This window comes from Halobellus captivus, from assembly GCF_007655485.1.
Lineage (GTDB): Archaea > Halobacteriota > Halobacteria > Halobacteriales > Haloferacaceae > Haloquadratum > Haloquadratum captivum.
In genome coordinates, this window is the sequence record NZ_VJXQ01000002.1 from 618,649 (window position 1) to 635,100 (window position 16,452).

Below are 16,452 nucleotides of genomic sequence, written 5' to 3' on the forward strand. Positions count from 1 at the left end.
GGGAGGTCGCCACCGGATCGAGCGCCGAGGCTGGCTCGTCCATCAGCAGCACTTCCGGGTCGGGCGCGATCGCGCGGGCGATGCAGAGGCGCTGCTGTTGCCCGCCGGAGAGTTCCAATCCCGACTCGTCGAGTTGGTCTTTCACCTCGTCCCACAGCGCGGCCCGCCTGAGGGACTCCTCGACGATCTCGTCGTAGTCGCCGCCCTTGTCTTGGATCTTCAATCCGTAGGTTACGTTTTCGTAGATGCTCTTCGGGAACGGGTTCGGCTTCTGGAAGACCATCCCGACGCGGCGGCGCAGCGCCACGGGATCGACGTCGTCGTCGTAGACGTTCTTCCCGCGGAGGTAGAGATAGCCCTCGACGCGCGCGCTGTCGATGAGGTCGTTCATCCGGTTGATACACCGGAGGAACGTCGACTTCCCGCAGCCGGACGGACCGACCATGGCGGTGACGCTCTGTTCGGGGATGTCCATCGTGATGTCCGAGAGCGCCTGGTTGTCGCCGTACCAGACGTCGATCTCGTCGGCGCGGACGACCGTGTCGCGCTCGAACGAGTCGCCGGTCGATTCGACGCTCCCGCTGACGTCCGTCCGGATCGACATCCCGTCGTCGGTCGGATCCGGCGAGTCGCTCGCTTGTTCGTCCTGTTCGTCTCGGTTCTGTCGGTTCATTGGGTTCTGACTCATCCTGCCCTCTCAAACTTGTTCCGAAGCACGATCGCGATCGAGTTCATCGCCAGCAGCACCGCCAGCAGCACCACGACCCCGGCGGGAACGGCCTTCGTGTAGAAGTCCTCGCTGGCGAAGAGACTCGACCACGCGTACACCTGCAGCGGCATCGCACTCACCTTCGAGCCGAGCGTCGCCGGGAGGTCGAAGACGACGTTCGGCGCGCCGATCATAATGAGCGGCGCGGTCTCGCCGATCGCCCGCCCCAGCGCGAGGATCGTCCCGGTAAGGATGCCGGGGAACGATTCGGGGAGCACGACGTTCTTCACGGTCTGCCAGCGCGTCGCGCCCATCCCGTAGGACGCCTGCCGGAGGTCCGTGGGGACCGATCGAATCGCCTCCCGCGAGGAGATGATGACGATCGGGAGGATCAACAGCGCGAGGGTCGCGCCGCCGACGAGGACCGTTCCGGCCGAGCGCCCCAGATACGTCACGAAGACGCCGAGTCCCAGCAGCCCGTACACCACTGAGGGGACGCCTGCGAGGTTCGAGATGTTGACGTCGACGAACCGCGTGAGCGCGTTGTCCGGGGCGTACTCCTCTAAGTACACCGCCGCGCCGACGCCCAGCGGGAACGAGAGCGCCGCGACCGTCGACATCAGGAGAATCGAACCGCCGATCGCGGGATACAGCCCGGCGTTCTCGGCGGTCCCGCTGTGCGAACTGGTCAGGAACTGCCAGTCGACCCACGATTGCGGCCCGGCGAATCCGAGGGCGTCGACCGCGACAGCACCGACGAGCGCGCCGCCGACGACCGTCGCCGCGAACGCCAGTCCGAGCGGCGATCCCCCTTCGGTGAACGCCCCGCGCCACGCGTACGCGACCGTGGGTACGAACGCGACGGCGGTGACGACGACCGCCGGAACCGGGTTCAGGCCGACGAAGGGGCCAACGTACCCAGCCGCCGTGCTCGCGAGGAACGCTGCGATAGCGGCGTACAACCCGATCGTCCAGTCGCGCACGCCAGCGACGTACGAGCCGACTGCGGCGGCGGAGATGCCGCCGATAACCGTCGCGACCATCACCCGATCGACCGGGATCACGGGGCGCGTCAGGACGAACTCGACGAGACTGGGGACCAGGGACGGTGCGCCGACGGGGTCGCCGATCGGTCCGGGAAGCCCGAACAGCGCGAGGTAAAACACCATCGTCGTCGCGATCAGGCGGGTAGTGAACGAGATCCGATGTGCGTATCTCGTGAGCCCGACCGTCGCCGCCGTCGGAACGACGAGGCCGACCGCGTACGCGAAGGCGACGAGTGGCGGGATCACGTCGATCGCCAGGAGCGCGACCCCGCCGCTGAACATCAGCGAGACGACCAGCGTTCCCACGAGAAGCGCTCCGAATGAGAGCGCCGCGCGGTCGCGTCGGTAGACGGTCCACCCAACGAGCAGCGTTGGAAGGACGAGCCCGACGAAGAAGGTGAGATGCCACCCGAGATCGGCAGTCAGCGGCCGGATCGCGTCGTTGGCGACGTAGAGCAGGAGTATCGCGAGCATAACGATCCCGAACATCGTCGCCGCCAGGAGGAGATAGCGGAAGACCGTGCCGACCGTGCGGCTGACCTGCCCGAAGTCCTCTATCTCTCCCGTCTCGGTGTTCGTCGCCATCTCAGTACTCCTCCCGGTAGCGCTGTGCGACGAAGTCGCTGATGACGTTCATAATCAGGGTGATGACGAAGAGCACGAGTCCGATGGCGAACAGGCTGCGGTAGGCCAACCCGCCGCCGGTGATATCACCCAGGAGTAGCTGGACCATAGCAGCCGTCATCGGCAACGATCCCTCGAGGAACGAGGCCGGATTGAGCGGATTGAGGAACTGCGCTCGCGACCCGGCGGCGATCGTCACGGCCATCGTCTCCCCGATGGCGCGCGAAAGCGCGAGGATGAACGAGGAGAAGATCCCCGAGAGCGCAGCCGGAACGACGACGCCGGTCGCGACGTCGAACTTCGTCGCGCCCATCCCGTAGCCCGCCTGCCTGAGGTCGTCGGGGACCGCCGACATCGCGTCCTCGCTGATCGAGGCGACCATCGGGATGATCATAATGCCGACGACGATGCTCGCAGAGAGCATGTTGAACGTCCCGATACTCGGGAAGATCACCGACAGCGCGGGCGTGATGTAGATGAGTGCGAAAAAGCCGTACACGACCGTCGGAACGCCCGCGAGAATCTCCAGGGCGGGCTTGAGAACCGACCGGGCGCGGGTACTCGCGTACTCGCTGAGATAGATCGCCGTCGCGACGCCCAGCGGGAGGGCGATGACCGCTGAGCCGAGCGTGATCATCACGGTCGCCGAGACGAGCGTGAGCACCCCGAACTCCCCGCTGTTGATCTCCCAGGTCGTGCCGGTGAGGAAGTCGACGATCGACGCCGTCTGTCCCGTGACACCCATCAGCGGTGCCGTGAGCGTGAAGAACTTCGCGGCCTCCGTCACGAGGAGGACGACGATGCTGATCGTCGTCACGATAGAGAGCGCGGCGCACAGGAAGAAGAACGTCCGCGTCAACAGCTCTCGCGGTGAGTTCTCCGTCTGCCGCGTGATGTCGGTTTTCAGTTCGTCCATACTCATTGTACCAGGAGACGCCAGTGGTTCGTCCCGCTACATCGCACGTCGCTGTGGGCGTCGACGGTGTAGTGCGCGATCAATTCAATCCCTCCGCAGCGGCGTAGATTCGACCGAGCATCTGTTCGCGTTCCGCCTCGCTGAGCGGGACGTACCCGACTTCCTCGGCGATGATCTCCTGGCTCGTCGAGTTGTCGAGCCAGAACCGGGCGAAGGCCTCGATGTGCCCTTCCTGAAGTGCAGACACCTTCGGATAGGTGAACAGGGGACGGGAGAGCGGCGTGTACTCGCCTTCGAGCGCGGTTTCGAGCGACGGTTCGACGTAGTCGCCGTCGCCGTCCTTGATCGGAACGGCCCGTACGGAGTCCGAGTTCTGACTGTAGTACGCGAAGCCCAAGTAGCCCAGCGCGTACTCCGAACCCGCAACGCCCTGGAGGATAGTGCGGTCCTGTTCGGTCGGCGAGTAGTCCTGTCGGTGGCTTCCCTCCTCGCCGATGACGGCCTCGATGAAGTAGTCGTACGTTCCCGAGGCGTCCGACGGACCGTACAGTTCGATCGGTTCGTCGGGCCAGGAGTCCTCAACGTCTGCCCACGTCTCGACATCCGCGTCAGCGGACCAGATCTCGCGGAGTTGCTCGACGGTGAGTCCCTCGTCAATGAATTCGTTGTCGGTGCTAACGATGACAGTGAGCGCGTCGGTGGCGACTTTGAGCTCGATCCACTCGACGTCGTTTCCCGCACACTGTTCTTCTTCTTCGGGTTGGATCGGCCGCGACGCGTTATTGAAGTCGGTCTGGCCCGTGCAGAAGTAGTTCGCGAATCCACCGCCCGAGCCGGTCGACTGTATGCTCACGTCGATATCGGGGTAGCTCTCTTCGAAGCGCTCTGACATCGCCGACGCGATGGGGAAAACCGTCGACGACCCGGCAATCGAGATATCGCCCGATAGCGTCCCGGATCCGCCGCCGGACCCGGGGCCGTCGGACGGTGGTTCCGCCGTGGAGCCGAGGTTCGGGTTCTCCTGCGTACATCCGGCGAGCCCGGCGAGGCCGAGCCCACCGACCGCGGAGAGTAACTCGCGGCGTGAGAAACTGCGGTTGCGCTCGAGATCGCGCGTCATCACATCAGCCTATCCGGAGTCGGAATAAAACCGCTACTAATATGACTATATAGAAAAAATAGTATTCCATACGGGGCAGTATATCGCATCGAACGAACCCAAAGTGCCTAATTTGAGAACTAGAAACTCTGTGGTGGTATTTTCCTGTCTGTAATCCATCTTTTACGCGAATGTGAGTACGATATTATGCCCGAGTTTGACGTAAAACGGGGGGACAATCAGTCGAACGATGCATACAAGTGTTCAATTGAATTGTATATTCACCGGTCTATCGCTGATTTCTCACGAGCGAACCCGTCGCGCTGGCAATACTATATAGTAATGACCAAGTTTATATTCAGTTGATCGTTACGGCCAGTATGGTCGAAACGCGGAAGGTGCAGGTCACGGGCGGATCGACGTTCACGGTGTCGATCCCGAAAGACTGGGCGACGGACAACGACGTCTCCGCGGGAAGCGTCGTCGAGTTCTATCCGGAGGGTGATTCGCTGTTTCTGGCTCCCGCGAACGGCGAAGAGCGGACCGAGGGGACGCTGGACGTGACGGATCTGTCCGGCGACGAACTCACGCGCGCGGTGATGACGATGTACGTCAGCGGGTTCGACATCATCTCGTTGGAGGGGGCGCGGATCACGACCGACCAGCGCCGAACGATCAGGCAGGCGACGCAGAGTCTCGTCGGGTTGGAGGTCTTAGAGGAGACGCGAGATACCGTCGTCATTCGGGATCTACTCGACTCCGCGGAACTGTCGATTCACACCGCCGTCAGGCGAATGCGGCTCATCTCGCTGTCGATGCTCGCCGACGCGGTCGACGCGCTCGGCGAACTCGACACGGACATGGCGCGTGACGTGATCCAGCGCGACGACGACGTCGACCGCCTCTGGATGGTCGTCTCACGCATCTTCCGAGCCACGTTGCGAACGCCGAAGGCCGCCGAAGAACTCGGATTGCCGCGAGAGGTCTGCTTCGATTACCAGTCCGCGGCGCGGCAGCTCGAACGCGTCGCCGACCACGCGACGAAAATAGCGCATCTCACCCTCGAATTCGAGAAACCGATTCCGGAGGACGTCGTCGACGCCCTTCACGAACTCCACGAGGAGGCCAGAGCGACGATCGACGACGGGATGCAGGCGCTGTTGGCCGACGACAGCGACGAGGCGGCACGGCTGGCGAACGAGGCCCGCGAGTCGGTCCAGGCGATCGACGAACGGGCTCGAAAGATCGACGAACTCCTTCGCGACCTCGATCCCGCGCGGGCGCAACTGCTGGGACTCATCGTCGACTCCGTTTCGCGGAGCGCCGACTACGGCGGCAACATCGCCGAGACGGCGCTGCAAAAAGCCGCACCGACGCCGTGAGGAATCGCACGCGGCGAAACGCGCTTATTCGTCGACGAGAACGGCGTTGACCTGGCCGCTCTGGCCGGGTCGGGACGTCACGCGGGCACGGCCCTCGCTCGTCTCGATGATCGCGCCTTTCGTGATGATGTTCCGGCGAACGTAGTTGACGTTCGCGGGGTTTTCGACCACGTTCTCGATCGTCGCTTCGGTGACTTCACCGTCGACGGCGACCTGGGCGGTGTTCGCCGAGAGCGCGCGGACCTTCTCGTTGTTGCCGCGGGAGTCGATGATCTGGAACCGGGGCTCGCCGACGGTAGTCTCGGCGGGCTCACGACCCAGCTGGTGTCGAGTCTTCTTGTGCGAGCGTCGGCGTCGGCCGCCGGTGCGCTTCCGCTTGGAACGTCCTTGGTCCTGCATACGGAATACGTGCCCGGGTGAGTACTTCAATGACTCGAATCGGCCGCGCAAGCGCGTACGACACCGTGTGATCGATTCATAGCGGGAGAACCGTGGCTACGATGGACGTGACTCCGTCGATCAATGTAGCGACTGCCGTTCAACGCAGCCGTCGCTCACCGACTCGATCACGGAAAAGGAAGCAGCCGTCCGGGAACAGCCCGGACGGCCGCTACCGCCCTGAATTGGTCCCCGCTGACGCTTCGGCCCTCCAGACGAAGCGTCACTTTGGCGATTGACAGGGACCTACTTAAACGTGCCGCACTCGGTAACGAGTTCACTGTCGATCCCGACACGCGTTTTTGGGCCGCCGAGGTGCGCTGTCACAGACCGAATCCGGTGGTCGACGCGAGACGTTTTTGTCGTCCGAGTGCCTCTGCTCGATAATGAGTGAGTATCGATGAGCGAGTCTAATGCGGTCGAACGCGCCCGACGCGCCGCCGATGCCGCGGCGGCGTTCGAGGAAGCGGCCGAGGGAAGCTACACGATCGAGAAGACCGTCTTCGACGCGGAGGTCGACGTCGGAAGCGACGGTGCCAGCGCGGCGTACGCCGTCACCGTCAGCGTGCCGATGCTCGGTGCGGCGACCGCCGACCGCGTCGCCCCAGTAGTCGAAGACGGCTGGTTCGACACGTTCGCGCTTCGGATGGAGGACGTCGACAGCGCGTTCCGGGGGAGCGGCGATCCCGACGTCGACGTCGAGCGGGACGACGACCGCGCGGTCGTCACCGTCGAGCTCACCGACCTGGACGCGAAACGCGGTGCGTCGGACGCGGTGGCGGCCGTCCAGTACGTCGAGGGGACCTACGTCGAGGGGATCATCCCGGGCTATGAGTACACCGAACCGGTGACGCATCTCCTCCAGCGAGCGGCGGACGCGGCGGGCGGCAGTCGGGGCGGAACGCCGCTGTAGTCAGTCCATCGCGATGTACGTCTGCGTGTTCTCGATCCCGGCCATCTCGTGGATCGCGGTGGCGACCTCTTTGACGTCCTCGGGGCGATCGACGCGGACCGTCACGATGTAGTCGACGTCGCCTGCGACGACGCTGACGCTTTCGATCCCGTTGTCGAGGTCGGACATCTCCGATTTGAGGCGGTCGACGTCGCCCGTGGACGCTTTGACCATCACGTAGGCGGTGACCATCAGGCGACACCTCGTTCCGGTGCGAGCCGTTCTCCGACGATGAGCTGTCTGACCTCCTCCAGGACGTCGAAGTCCGCGAGGACGGCGAGCCGGTCGCCGACTTCGAGGGAGTCGTCCGACAGCGGCAGTCCCATCGGCTTGTCCGCCTTTCCGAACGCGACGATCCGGGAGTTCGCTGGCAGGGCGACCTCCTCGATCGTGTAGCCGCGCATCGGCGACTGCTCGGTGACGGTCATCAGGACGACCTGGAGGTGCTTTGCGACGTCGGCGATAGCGCGGATCGATCCGCCGAGCAGCGCGTTCTTCGCGCCGATCGCGCCCAGCCGCTCGGGGTAGACGACCTCGTCGACTTCGTCGGCGTACTTTTCGTACACCTCCTCGCGGTAGTCCTCGTCGACGCGGAGAACCGTCCACGTCCGGTGGTGTTTGGCGATCGAACACGCCGCGAAGTTGACGTTCAGATCGCTCGTGAGCGCCCCGAGCCCGTCGGCCTCCTCTATTCCGGCCTCCAAGAGCACGTCCTCGATCGATCCGTCGCCCTCGACTACCTCGAACCCGTCGTCGCGGGCGCGCTCCGCGCGATCGCGGTCCCGTTCGACGAGCGTGATCTCGTGCCCCTCGTCTTTCAGAACGCGGGCCGTCCGGAGTCCGACACGGCCTGCACCAATGATAACGAACCGCATGGGAGATCGTACGCCGCCTGCCGTGAATAATGTTTCTCCGGAACGATCGTGCAGTATCCGATATTCGCTCAGCGAGACGCGGGCCGATTCTCGACCCCCGAACAGGCACGGTTCGACCTGCCCTCGGCGTACTCATCTCGGACCCACGTCGGCACAAACGCTTTGAGACGGTAACACGTACCGTGAGAGCATGGTGCACGCATTTATTATGGTCAAGACCGGACCGGGAACGTCCGAACAGATCCTCGGGTCGATTCGCGAGCTCGCGAACGTCACCGAGGCACACATCGTCGCGGGCGCGTACGACATCATCGTCGAGGCCGACGCGGAGGAGGTGTACGAGATCCTGAACGCCGCGTCCAACGAGATTCAAGGGCTGACCGGCGTCACCGACACGAAGACGTACATCGCGATGGGTTGAAGCGGGATACGTCGTCGAAGTCGGGTTGAAGTCGGATTGAAGCCATATCGAAGCCGGATCAAATCCGGGCCGAAGCCGGATCGAAGCCGAGACACTCGTTGGACTCGAACCGGAAGCGGCCATCGACCCGAATCCGTAAAGTCATCCGCGTTCCTACGGCCGGTATGGTCTCCGTCGTCGGACTGGTCCTGTTCGGAGCGGTTCTCGTGGTACACACGCTGTTCGCGGCGGTGTTGACCCGATTCTTCCGCCTCCGGCTGAACACGCAGTGGGGCTACGTGATCTACTCGTTCACGCTCATCCCGGTGGTGCTACTCGTCACGACGCTCATCTTCTTCGGCGTCTTCCCCATCGGGGCCGGGCTGAACCTCGGGGCGACTGCCCTTATCGGCGCGGCCATCGGCCTCCCGCTGGCGCTCGGGTTCACTATCGACACGATATACGTCCCGCCGCCCGAGGAGATCGATCTGCCGCAACAGCGCTGACTCCCCGGCGTTCTACCGGTTCGCCAAAATCTCGCTAACGGCGGCTTTCACGCTGGCCGTGACGTCACCCAGCGGTTGGGCGGCGTCGACGCGCACGAACCGATCCGGATCGCGCTCGATGAGGCGCTCGTAGTTCTCACGGACCCGTTCGAGGTACGTCGCGCGCTCGAACTTGTTGGTCGCGCCCGCGCGTTCGGCGGCCGTCTCGGGATCGACGTCGAGGTAGATCGTCGCGTCCGGTGGGTGCGTGAACGCCTCGTGGATCTCCTGGATGTACGTCAGCGGGTCGCGACCCCCGGCGAGGTACGACTCCGAGAGCGACGCCGCTTGATAAGCGTAGCGGGAGTCGGTGTAACGGTCGGTGACGACGAGCGATCCCTCCGAAAGCGCCGGGCGAACGACGCGCGCGAGGTGGTCGGCGTGGTCGGCGGTGAACAAGAAGAGTTCGGCGAGGGGGTCGGCGTCGTCGTCGCCCATCGAGCGGGCGACCGCGTCGCCGTACCACGAGTCGGTCGGCTCGCGGGTGAACACCGCTTCGGGGTGCTCTGCACGGAGCGCCTCCCACGCGCTGGTCTTCCCGCTGCCGTCCAGTCCCTCCAACGTGAGCAGCATACGTCCAGATGGCGGCCAGCAGCGTTAAAACTCCTCGGAGTCCGTCGGCGACGCCGTTCAGATGTCGCCCAGCGATATCCGGTGATTCGCCCAAACGGCACCCTTCGAGACGCCGTAGATCCCGATCGCGACGAGGACGATCGTGCCACCGGCCGCGACGTCGTACCAGTACGACAGCGTGACGCCGAGGACCGTCGAGAGCAGCCCGGCGACGACGCCCGCGGCGATCGAGCGCGTGAACCCGCGAACGGGCGTCGCCGCGGCGACTGGGATCACCAGCATCGCGGCGACGAGGATGACGCCCATAATCTGCATCGCGGCGACGACGACGACGGCGGTCAGGACCGCGAGCAGTTGCGAGTAGCGCGTGACGGCGAGGCCGACGGCGCGAGCGCCGACTTCGTCGAACGTGACGTAGACGAGCGGTCGGTACGCGGCGGCGACGACCGCGATCACGACGACGCTCATCGCCAGTAAGAGCGCCGCGTTGATTCGCGTCACCGTCGCGAGCGACCCGAAGAGGTACGCGCTGATGCCGACGGCGATCCCGCCGTCCGTCGCCGTCACCAGCACGCTCCCGACCGCGAACGAGCCGGTGAGGACGATCGCCAGCGAGGTGTCGCGGTACGCTCCGGCGTGATCGACGAGCGCCTGCACGAGCAGCGCCGCGACAGCCGCGACGACGAGCGCCGTGAGCAGCGGCGAGACGGAGAGCGGAGAGACGGCGTTCGCGAAGAGCCCGGCGGCCACCCCCGCGAACGCGGAGTGCGCCAGCGTGTCGCCGATCATCGCCATCTCGCGGTGGACCAGGAAACTCCCGACGAGCGGGCCGATGAGCGCGATGCAAACAGCCGCGAGGTACGCGCGCTGCATAAACGGGAGCGCGAGGATATCGAATCCGGTCAGCGCGGCCAGCAGTTCGAGTGCGGTCCCCCAAAGGTCGTCGAGGACGAAATCCACCGCACCGCCGACGAGCCCGTCCGTAAACAGCGCGAACGCGAGTGAAACGAGAATTTGTGTCGAAATCATCGGTGGTAAGGCTGTGTCGAAATCATCGGTAATGGGGCTGTTTCGGGACCATCAGTGGTCGTGGTGGATGACGTGTTGGCTCCCGCCGTAGGCGTCCGCGAGCGCGTCGGTCTCGACGAACGCCTCGGGGCTGCCGTGGAAGTACAGTTCTCGGTTGAGACAGGCGATTTCGGTGGTGTGGGTGGTGACGACGCCGATGTCGTGTTCGATGAGCACGACGGTGAGCCCCTCGTCGTTCAGTTCGTGGAGGAGGTCGTAGAACGACTCTCGCGACTCGGCGTCGACGCCGGTCGTCGGCTCATCGAGCGCAAGGAGGTCAGCTTCACCGGCCAGCGCGCGGGCGATGAACACCCGTTGGCGCTGGCCGCCCGAGAGGCGTCCGACGCGGCGGTCCGCGAGATCTGAGATGCCGACCCGCTCTATCGCGTCCTCGACCGCGCGACGGTCCGCGTCGGAGAAACACCCCACGAGTCGGCGCGGATAACGTCCCATCCGGACGACCTCCCTGACGGTGATCGGCATCTCACCGTTCGCGTTGGCGACGTCCTGGGCAACGTATCCGATGCGCTCTCCGTCGGCGAAGTCGACCGCGGGCTCGCCGAACAGCGAGACAGAGCCGCTGTCGGGGCGTCGGAGACCGATCATCAGCTCCAAGAGCGTGGTCTTTCCCGACCCGTTCGGACCGACGAGCCCCAAGAACGCACCCTCCTCGACGTCGAACGAGACGCCGTCGACGACCGGCTCGCTGGCGTAGGCGAACGTGACGTCTCGGACTTCGATGGCGGACATTACGCGTTCAACGCCCGTTCGATCGAGGGGAGGTTTACGTTTTCCATCACGTCTCGATAGCCCCAGCCCTCCGCGTCCCACTCGTCGGTCAGCCCCGGCATCGACGTCAGCGGGAGGACGGCTTCCGCGTCGGTCTCCTCGACGAGTTGGTCGGCCGCGCGCTGTGATTCGAGCGGATCCGCACAGACGTACCGCAGGCCGTGTTCCTCGATTATCTCCTGTGCGCGCTCGATATCGCGCGGGGTCGGGCGATCGTCCGGCGAAACCCGGGTGAGCGCTTCGATCTCGACGCCGTACCGGTCGCCGAAGTACCGAAGCGAGTTGTGTCCGGCCACCAAGAGGACGTCTCGCTCCGCATCGGAAACCGTGGTTTCGATGCGCTCGTCGAGGGCGTCTAGTTCGGTCCGGTACGTCTCCGCGTTCGTCTCGTACGCATCGGCGTGCTCGCTGTCGACGTCGACGAGCGCGTCCCGCACCGTTCCGGCCGATTCGCCGAGTCGGACCGGATCCATCCAGAAGTGCGGATCCGCCTCAGCACCGTGGTCGTCCTCCTCCCGCCCCTCGTCACTGTGGTCAGCGGTGTGCTCCGCTCCGTGCTCGTCGTCCGGCCCCCCCTCGTGCACCTCGTCGTGCTCGTTGGAATCTGTGTGGTGCGTCTCTTCGCCGTGCTCCTCGTCGTCCCCGTGATCGTGACCGTCCGCCGCAGCCAACAGATCGAGGCCGGTACTGATGTCGACCGTCCTCACGCCGGACCCGTCGGCCTCGAGATCGCCGAGGATGTCGTCGACCCACGGCTGGAATCCGACGGGCCCGTGGACCAGAAGCGAAGCGTCGTGGATCGCTTCTCGGACGCGCGGACCGGGTTCCCACCCGTGCCCGTGCTGGCCGATCGGGACGAGCAGTCCGGTGTCGGCAACGTCGCCTGCGACAGTCCCGACAACGTCGCCGAACACGAAGAACGACGACTGAACGGTCCTGCTGCCCGCGTTCGATCCGCCGCCCGCGGATCCGCCCACACAGCCCGCAGTCGTACCCACCGCAACCGCTCCCGCCGTCGTCGCGAGCAGTCGACGTCTGGTTATCCTCATCTGATTAATAATAAGACTAGAAGATATAATAAATTTTCTATTGTGGACGGAAGAGTGATAATAACATTCGAGGGGCGATCAAGAGACCCCGACGGAATCGGCAGTTAGCTTTACGGCGAAACGGAGAGATATCACGAGTATGAGAGTACTTGTCGTCGGCGGAAGCGGATTCATCGGAAGCGCCCTCTGCCGTGAGCTAAAGGGCCGTGGACACGAAGTGACGGCGCTTTCTCGCAGCCCGAGCAGTGACGACCTCCCAAAAGGCGTGAATAAAGTGATGGGCAACGTGACCGAGTACGACTCCATCCGCGGGGCGTTCGAGGGGATGGACGCCGTCTACAACCTCGTCGCGCTCTCGCCCCTGTTCGAACCGAGCGGCGGCAACAAGATGCACGACAGGATTCACCGACAAGGAACCGAGAACGTGGTTCGCGCCGCGGAGAAGCACCGCGTGGGGCGGTACGTCCAGATGAGTGCTCTCGACGCGGACCCCGACGCCCCTACGGCGTACCTCCGATCGAAGGGAGAGGCCGAACAGATCGTCACCGAATCGGTTCTCGAGTACACGATCTTCCGCCCGTCGGTCGTCTTCGGCGACGGCGGGGAGTTCATCTCGTTCACGAAACTGCTCGCACCGCCGTACGTCAGTATGCTCCCCGGAGGGGGAAAGACCCGCTTCCAGCCGCTTTGGGTCGGCGATCTCGTGCCGATACTCGCCGACGCGATCGAGGACGAGAAACACGGGGGGCAAATCTACGAGATCGGCGGTCCCGACAGGCTCACACTCGCCGAAATCGCCCGAATGATCCACAAGGCGGACGGCCGATCGACGACCGTCGTCCCGGTGCCGATGGGGTTGGCGAAGATCGGACTCACCATCGGCGATTACGTGCCGGGATTCCCGATGGGGAAAGACCAGTACCGATCGCTTCGGTTCGACAACGTCACCGACGACAACGACGTCGACGCCTTCGGTGTGGGTGTGGGTGAACTGATGACACTGAAGGCCTATCTGAACGGTCGCCCCACCGGTGCGAGCGAGACCGCGGCCGCGACAGCGGAATGACAGTAACGGTCCGCTCGCTCGCGACGAGCTGATCGGTTCGACCGCGTTCCGAATATAAATCCTGAGAAATGGGGGCTTACACCCGACCGAAGCGGTTGTAACGACTGATTAACATCCCGCCGGTGTCCTGCGTTTTCACCGATATGGCCACCATTCCTCGGATTTCACACCATCACAAGGTTTATGTCCGCGTTTGCACTGGGTTACACGCAATGGCGAGGGGACCCGATAAATGAAGCTTGCAATGATCGGTTTCGGGCAGGCCGGGGGAAAGATCGTCGACAAATTCGTCGAGTACGATAAGCGCCACAACTCGGGGATCGTCCGCGCGGCGGTCGCCGTCAACACGGCGAAGGCCGACCTGATGGGACTGGAACACATCCCGAAGGACCAGCGGGTCCTCATCGGCCAGTCGCGCGTGAAGGGCCACGGAGTCGGCGCTGACAACGAACTCGGCGCGGAAGTCGCCGAGGAGGATATCGACGAAGTCCAGGGTGCGATCGACAGCATTCCGGTTCACGAAATCGACGCGTTCCTCGTCGTCGCCGGCCTCGGCGGCGGCACCGGCAGCGGCGGTTCGCCCGTGCTCGCGAAACACCTCCAACGGATCTACACCGAGCCCGTCTACGGACTCGGCGTGCTGCCCGGCAGTGACGAGGGTGGGATCTACACGCTGAACGCCGCGCGGTCGTTCCAGACGTTCGTCCGTGAGGTCGACAACCTGCTCGTCTTCGACAACGACGCCTGGCGGAAGACCGGCGAGTCTGTGCAGGGGGGCTACGACGAGATCAACGAGGAGATCGTCACCCGTTTCGGCGTCCTCTTCGGTGCCGGGGAGATCGGTCAGGGCGGCGAAGTCGCAGAGAGCGTCGTCGACTCCTCGGAGATCATCAACACGCTCGCTGGCGGCGGCGTCTCCACCGTCGGCTACGCGTCCGAAACCGTCGAGAACGAATCCTCCAACGGAGGCCTGCTCTCGCGGATCACCGGCAGCAAGGAGGAGAACGAACTCGACACCGCTCACACGACCAATCGGATCACCTCGCTCGTACGAAAGGCTGCGCTCGGACGACTCACGCTCCCCTGTGAGATCGAAGGAACCGAGCGAGCCTTGCTCGTGATGGCCGGTCCCTCCCAGCACCTCAACCGGAAGGGAATAGAGCGCGGTCGCAAGTGGATCGAAGAGCAGACCGGCAGTATGGAAGTCCGCGGCGGCGACTACCCGATCCGGGACTCCGGCAAAGTTGCGTCCGTCATTCTCCTCTCCGGCGTGACGAACGTGCCGCGGATCAAGGAGCTACAGCAGGTTGCTATCGAGGCGCAGGACAACATCGACGACATTCGAGACGAAAGCGAAGACAATCTGGAGAATCTCATCAACGATGACGAAGACGAGCTGGAGTCGCTTTTCTAGACTCGCACTGGCCTGTCTCTTCGTCCTCTCAGTCGCAACGGTCCCCGCCGCCGCCGTTTCGGTCGGCGATTCGACCGTCACCAGCGACGAGGAGGTCGGCACAGAGGTCACTGCAACAGCCACGCTGACCGAGCTGTATCAGAACCCCTCGCTCGAAACGTGGTCGATCGCGGGGAGCACCGAACTGACCGACGTGACGTGGACTGTCGAATACTACGATCAGACCGGCTCGAAGGTCGATCAGGAGTCCTTCGACGGACAGTCGTTCTCCGGGGCGCAAGTGAACGCTGACGACGGCACGAGCGAAGTCGTGCTCACCATCACGGGGACAGTCCCCGAAGTCAGCGACTACACGTACGACCCCGCGCAGTCGTTCACCGTACTGGCCCTCGAACAGACCCGCGAGGGCGGCTCGACTAACGAGATCCAAACGTGGACGGCGACGCACTACACCGAGGAGAGCCGCGAGTCGCGCAACGCGATCGAAGAGGCGGCGTCCGTCGTCGGAGAAGTGAACGACGAGGAAGCCGACCGGCGGCTGCAGAACGCCATCGAGGCGTACGACGGCGAGGAGTTCAACCTCGCGACCGATCTCGCCGGACAGGCCCAAGAGCGTGCTGAGCAGACCCAGCAGTCCAACCAGCGGATGCAATTCATCCTGTACGGCGTCGGTGCCCTCGTGGTGATCGGACTTCTCGTTGGTGGATTCCTCTACTGGCGCTCCCAACAGTCGGGATACGACAAGCTCGGCTGAGTCCCGCAACCCGTTTCCGATGCGCGTTCTCGTCCCGTACGCGACTTGCGACCCGAAGAGTCGCCTCTCCCCTGTCCTCTCGGCACCCGAACGACGCGCGTTCGCGCTGGCGATGCTCTGTGATGTCGTCGACGCCGTCAGAGCGGTGGGCTACGAACCAGAACTGCTCGTTCCCGAACCGTTGGACGTCGCTCGCGACGTCGAGGGCGACTCGCCTCTCGGAGACGCCAAAACACCGGGGGACGCCAACGGTTCGATCGACACACTCGCTTCGCTCACGCAGATCGTGGACGATCGACCGCTAACCGCCGCGGTGAACGCGGCGCTCGACGGACCGGCGTCGGAACAGGCGGTCGTGACGGCGGACCTCGCGCTCGCGACGCCGACGGCGCTCCGGCGACTGTTCGCCGTCGGCGGCGACGTCGCGGTCGCACCGGGGCGTGGCGGTGGGACGAACGCTCTCGTCGTCCGCGACCCGGCGTTCTCGGTCGATTATCACGGCGCGTCCTACCGCGATCACCGGCGAATCGCCGCGGAGGCTGGGCTCTCGGTGGGCGTCGTCGACTCGATGCGGCTGGCGACCGACGTGGACCGCCCCGCGGACCTCGCGGAGGTGCTGCTACACGGGGACGGCCGCGCCCGGGCGTGGCTCGTCGAGGCCGGATTCGAGATCGACGACGCGAGCGAGGGACGAGTCGGCGTCGAGCGATCGTGAATGGGTTCGGACGGTCGTGAATTGGGTCGGACGGTCGT

18 protein-coding genes and 1 pseudogene are annotated in these 16,452 nt (G+C 64.4%); 8 read left to right on the forward strand and 11 right to left on the reverse strand.

Annotated features, from left to right (window positions below; all coding sequences use genetic code 11):
* The 4 genes and pseudogenes from FJT57_RS08455 to FJT57_RS08470 all read right to left on the reverse strand — a co-directional run.
* Positions 1-673 (reverse strand): annotated as a pseudogene (locus FJT57_RS08455) (phosphate ABC transporter ATP-binding protein); the annotation flags it as partial.
* Positions 674-684: 11 nt separating this feature from the next.
* Positions 685-2,340: a phosphate ABC transporter permease PstA gene (gene pstA, locus FJT57_RS08460; RefSeq protein ID WP_144904090.1), complete on the reverse strand. Its 1,656-nt coding sequence runs from the start codon at positions 2,338-2,340 to the stop codon at positions 685-687.
* A 1-nt stretch (position 2,341) separates the two neighbouring features.
* On the reverse strand, positions 2,342-3,301 hold the full coding sequence (gene pstC / locus FJT57_RS08465) for a phosphate ABC transporter permease subunit PstC (protein ID WP_144904092.1): 960 nt from the start codon (positions 3,299-3,301) through the stop codon (positions 2,342-2,344).
* 73 nt (positions 3,302-3,374) lie between these two features.
* Entirely contained in the window at positions 3,375-4,415 is a 1,041-nt protein-coding gene (locus FJT57_RS08470) for a PstS family phosphate ABC transporter substrate-binding protein (RefSeq protein WP_144904094.1), read from the reverse strand.
* A gap of 359 nt (positions 4,416-4,774) precedes the next feature.
* Between FJT57_RS08470 and FJT57_RS08475 the strand changes: the two genes are divergently transcribed.
* On the forward strand, positions 4,775-5,776 hold the full coding sequence (locus tag FJT57_RS08475; protein WP_144904096.1) for a phosphate signaling complex PhoU family protein: 1,002 nt from the start codon (positions 4,775-4,777) through the stop codon (positions 5,774-5,776).
* Positions 5,777-5,800: 24 nt separating this feature from the next.
* Here FJT57_RS08475 and FJT57_RS08480 read toward each other — a convergent pair whose 3' ends face one another.
* Positions 5,801-6,175 carry a 30S ribosomal protein S8e gene (locus FJT57_RS08480; RefSeq protein WP_144904098.1) on the reverse strand — a complete coding sequence of 125 codons (375 nt, stop codon included), beginning with the start codon at positions 6,173-6,175 and terminating at the stop codon, positions 5,801-5,803.
* Between the two features lie 439 nt (positions 6,176-6,614).
* Here FJT57_RS08480 and FJT57_RS08485 point away from each other — a divergent pair, with 439 nt between their 5' ends.
* Entirely contained in the window at positions 6,615-7,127 is a 513-nt protein-coding gene (locus tag FJT57_RS08485; RefSeq protein WP_144904100.1) for a DUF5813 family protein, read from the forward strand.
* Here FJT57_RS08485 and FJT57_RS08490 read toward each other — a convergent pair whose 3' ends face one another.
* Together FJT57_RS08490 and FJT57_RS08495 are read right to left on the reverse strand one after the other, a co-directional pair.
* On the reverse strand, positions 7,128-7,358 hold the full coding sequence (locus tag FJT57_RS08490; RefSeq protein ID WP_144904102.1) for an Lrp/AsnC ligand binding domain-containing protein: 231 nt from the start codon (positions 7,356-7,358) through the stop codon (positions 7,128-7,130).
* The gene (locus tag FJT57_RS08495; protein WP_275264659.1) at positions 7,358-8,095 is read right to left on the reverse strand and encodes a potassium channel family protein; all 738 of its coding nucleotides are present in this window, start codon (positions 8,093-8,095) and stop codon (positions 7,358-7,360) included. The genes FJT57_RS08490 and FJT57_RS08495 overlap by 1 nt, the downstream gene beginning before the upstream one ends.
* A 136-nt stretch (positions 8,096-8,231) precedes the next feature.
* On the opposite strand from FJT57_RS08495, the gene FJT57_RS08500 reads away from it, so the two are divergent.
* Together FJT57_RS08500 and FJT57_RS08505 are read left to right on the forward strand one after the other, a co-directional pair.
* Positions 8,232-8,462 (forward strand): Lrp/AsnC family transcriptional regulator, encoded by a 231-nt coding sequence (locus FJT57_RS08500; protein ID WP_144904106.1) that lies wholly within the window; start codon positions 8,232-8,234, stop codon positions 8,460-8,462.
* A gap of 164 nt (positions 8,463-8,626) precedes the next feature.
* Positions 8,627-8,947, forward strand: coding sequence for a hypothetical protein (locus FJT57_RS08505; RefSeq protein WP_144904108.1), 321 nt, complete (start codon positions 8,627-8,629; stop codon positions 8,945-8,947).
* Positions 8,948-8,959: 12 nt separating this feature from the next.
* Here FJT57_RS08505 and tmk read toward each other — a convergent pair whose 3' ends face one another.
* Genes tmk through FJT57_RS08525 form a run of 4 tightly spaced genes read right to left on the reverse strand, consistent with a single transcriptional unit; the run spans position 8,960 to position 12,465 of the window.
* Entirely contained in the window at positions 8,960-9,559 is a 600-nt protein-coding gene (gene tmk, locus FJT57_RS08510; RefSeq protein WP_144904110.1) for a dTMP kinase, read from the reverse strand.
* Positions 9,560-9,616: 57 nt separating this feature from the next.
* A complete protein-coding gene (locus FJT57_RS08515; RefSeq protein WP_144904112.1) occupies positions 9,617-10,588 on the reverse strand; it encodes a metal ABC transporter permease in 972 nt (323 codons plus the stop codon).
* A 51-nt stretch (positions 10,589-10,639) separates the two neighbouring features.
* Positions 10,640-11,377: a metal ABC transporter ATP-binding protein gene (locus tag FJT57_RS08520; protein ID WP_144904114.1), complete on the reverse strand. Its 738-nt coding sequence runs from the start codon at positions 11,375-11,377 to the stop codon at positions 10,640-10,642.
* A complete protein-coding gene (locus tag FJT57_RS08525) occupies positions 11,377-12,465 on the reverse strand; it encodes a metal ABC transporter substrate-binding protein (protein ID WP_144904116.1) in 1,089 nt (362 codons plus the stop codon). The genes FJT57_RS08520 and FJT57_RS08525 overlap by 1 nt, the downstream gene beginning before the upstream one ends.
* Before the next feature lie 139 nt (positions 12,466-12,604).
* Between FJT57_RS08525 and FJT57_RS08530 the strand changes: the two genes are divergently transcribed.
* From FJT57_RS08530 to cofC, 4 genes are all read left to right on the forward strand, one after another.
* Positions 12,605-13,531, forward strand: a complete 927-nt coding sequence (locus FJT57_RS08530) for a complex I NDUFA9 subunit family protein (protein ID WP_144904118.1) — start codon at positions 12,605-12,607, stop codon at positions 13,529-13,531.
* A gap of 232 nt (positions 13,532-13,763) precedes the next feature.
* Positions 13,764-14,945, forward strand: a complete 1,182-nt coding sequence (locus FJT57_RS08535) for a tubulin/FtsZ family protein (RefSeq protein WP_144904120.1) — start codon at positions 13,764-13,766, stop codon at positions 14,943-14,945.
* Positions 14,914-15,699, forward strand: a complete 786-nt coding sequence (locus tag FJT57_RS08540; protein WP_144904122.1) for a hypothetical protein — start codon at positions 14,914-14,916, stop codon at positions 15,697-15,699. The genes FJT57_RS08535 and FJT57_RS08540 overlap by 32 nt, the downstream gene beginning before the upstream one ends.
* A gap of 19 nt (positions 15,700-15,718) precedes the next feature.
* The gene (gene cofC, locus FJT57_RS08545) at positions 15,719-16,414 is read left to right on the forward strand and encodes a 2-phospho-L-lactate guanylyltransferase (protein ID WP_144904124.1); all 696 of its coding nucleotides are present in this window, start codon (positions 15,719-15,721) and stop codon (positions 16,412-16,414) included.
* Positions 16,415-16,452: the final 38 nt, after the last annotated feature.

What these genes read in the sequence shown, in the direction of transcription:
- FJT57_RS08475 (WP_144904096.1), top strand. Translation starts at nt 4,775, where the DNA reads ATGGTCGAAACGCGGAAGGTGCAGGTCACGGGCGGATCGACGTTCACG.
- FJT57_RS08515 (WP_144904112.1), bottom strand. Translation starts at nt 10,588, where the DNA reads ATGATTTCGACACAAATTCTCGTTTCACTCGCGTTCGCGCTGTTTACG.
- FJT57_RS08490 (WP_144904102.1), bottom strand. Translation starts at nt 7,358, where the DNA reads ATGGTCACCGCCTACGTGATGGTCAAAGCGTCCACGGGCGACGTCGAC.
- FJT57_RS08485 (WP_144904100.1), top strand. Translation starts at nt 6,615, where the DNA reads ATGAGCGAGTCTAATGCGGTCGAACGCGCCCGACGCGCCGCCGATGCC.
- FJT57_RS08480 (WP_144904098.1), bottom strand. Translation starts at nt 6,175, where the DNA reads ATGCAGGACCAAGGACGTTCCAAGCGGAAGCGCACCGGCGGCCGACGC.
- pstC (WP_144904092.1), bottom strand. Translation starts at nt 3,301, where the DNA reads ATGAGTATGGACGAACTGAAAACCGACATCACGCGGCAGACGGAGAAC.
- FJT57_RS08535 (WP_144904120.1), top strand. Translation starts at nt 13,764, where the DNA reads ATGAAGCTTGCAATGATCGGTTTCGGGCAGGCCGGGGGAAAGATCGTC.
- pstA (WP_144904090.1), bottom strand. Translation starts at nt 2,340, where the DNA reads ATGGCGACGAACACCGAGACGGGAGAGATAGAGGACTTCGGGCAGGTC.
- tmk (WP_144904110.1), bottom strand. Translation starts at nt 9,559, where the DNA reads ATGCTGCTCACGTTGGAGGGACTGGACGGCAGCGGGAAGACCAGCGCG.
- FJT57_RS08520 (WP_144904114.1), bottom strand. Translation starts at nt 11,377, where the DNA reads ATGTCCGCCATCGAAGTCCGAGACGTCACGTTCGCCTACGCCAGCGAG.
- FJT57_RS08470 (WP_144904094.1), bottom strand. Translation starts at nt 4,415, where the DNA reads ATGACGCGCGATCTCGAGCGCAACCGCAGTTTCTCACGCCGCGAGTTA.
- cofC (WP_144904124.1), top strand. Translation starts at nt 15,719, where the DNA reads ATGCGCGTTCTCGTCCCGTACGCGACTTGCGACCCGAAGAGTCGCCTC.
- FJT57_RS08540 (WP_144904122.1), top strand. Translation starts at nt 14,914, where the DNA reads ATGACGAAGACGAGCTGGAGTCGCTTTTCTAGACTCGCACTGGCCTGT.
- FJT57_RS08500 (WP_144904106.1), top strand. Translation starts at nt 8,232, where the DNA reads ATGGTGCACGCATTTATTATGGTCAAGACCGGACCGGGAACGTCCGAA.
- FJT57_RS08525 (WP_144904116.1), bottom strand. Translation starts at nt 12,465, where the DNA reads ATGAGGATAACCAGACGTCGACTGCTCGCGACGACGGCGGGAGCGGTT.
- FJT57_RS08505 (WP_144904108.1), top strand. Translation starts at nt 8,627, where the DNA reads ATGGTCTCCGTCGTCGGACTGGTCCTGTTCGGAGCGGTTCTCGTGGTA.
- FJT57_RS08530 (WP_144904118.1), top strand. Translation starts at nt 12,605, where the DNA reads ATGAGAGTACTTGTCGTCGGCGGAAGCGGATTCATCGGAAGCGCCCTC.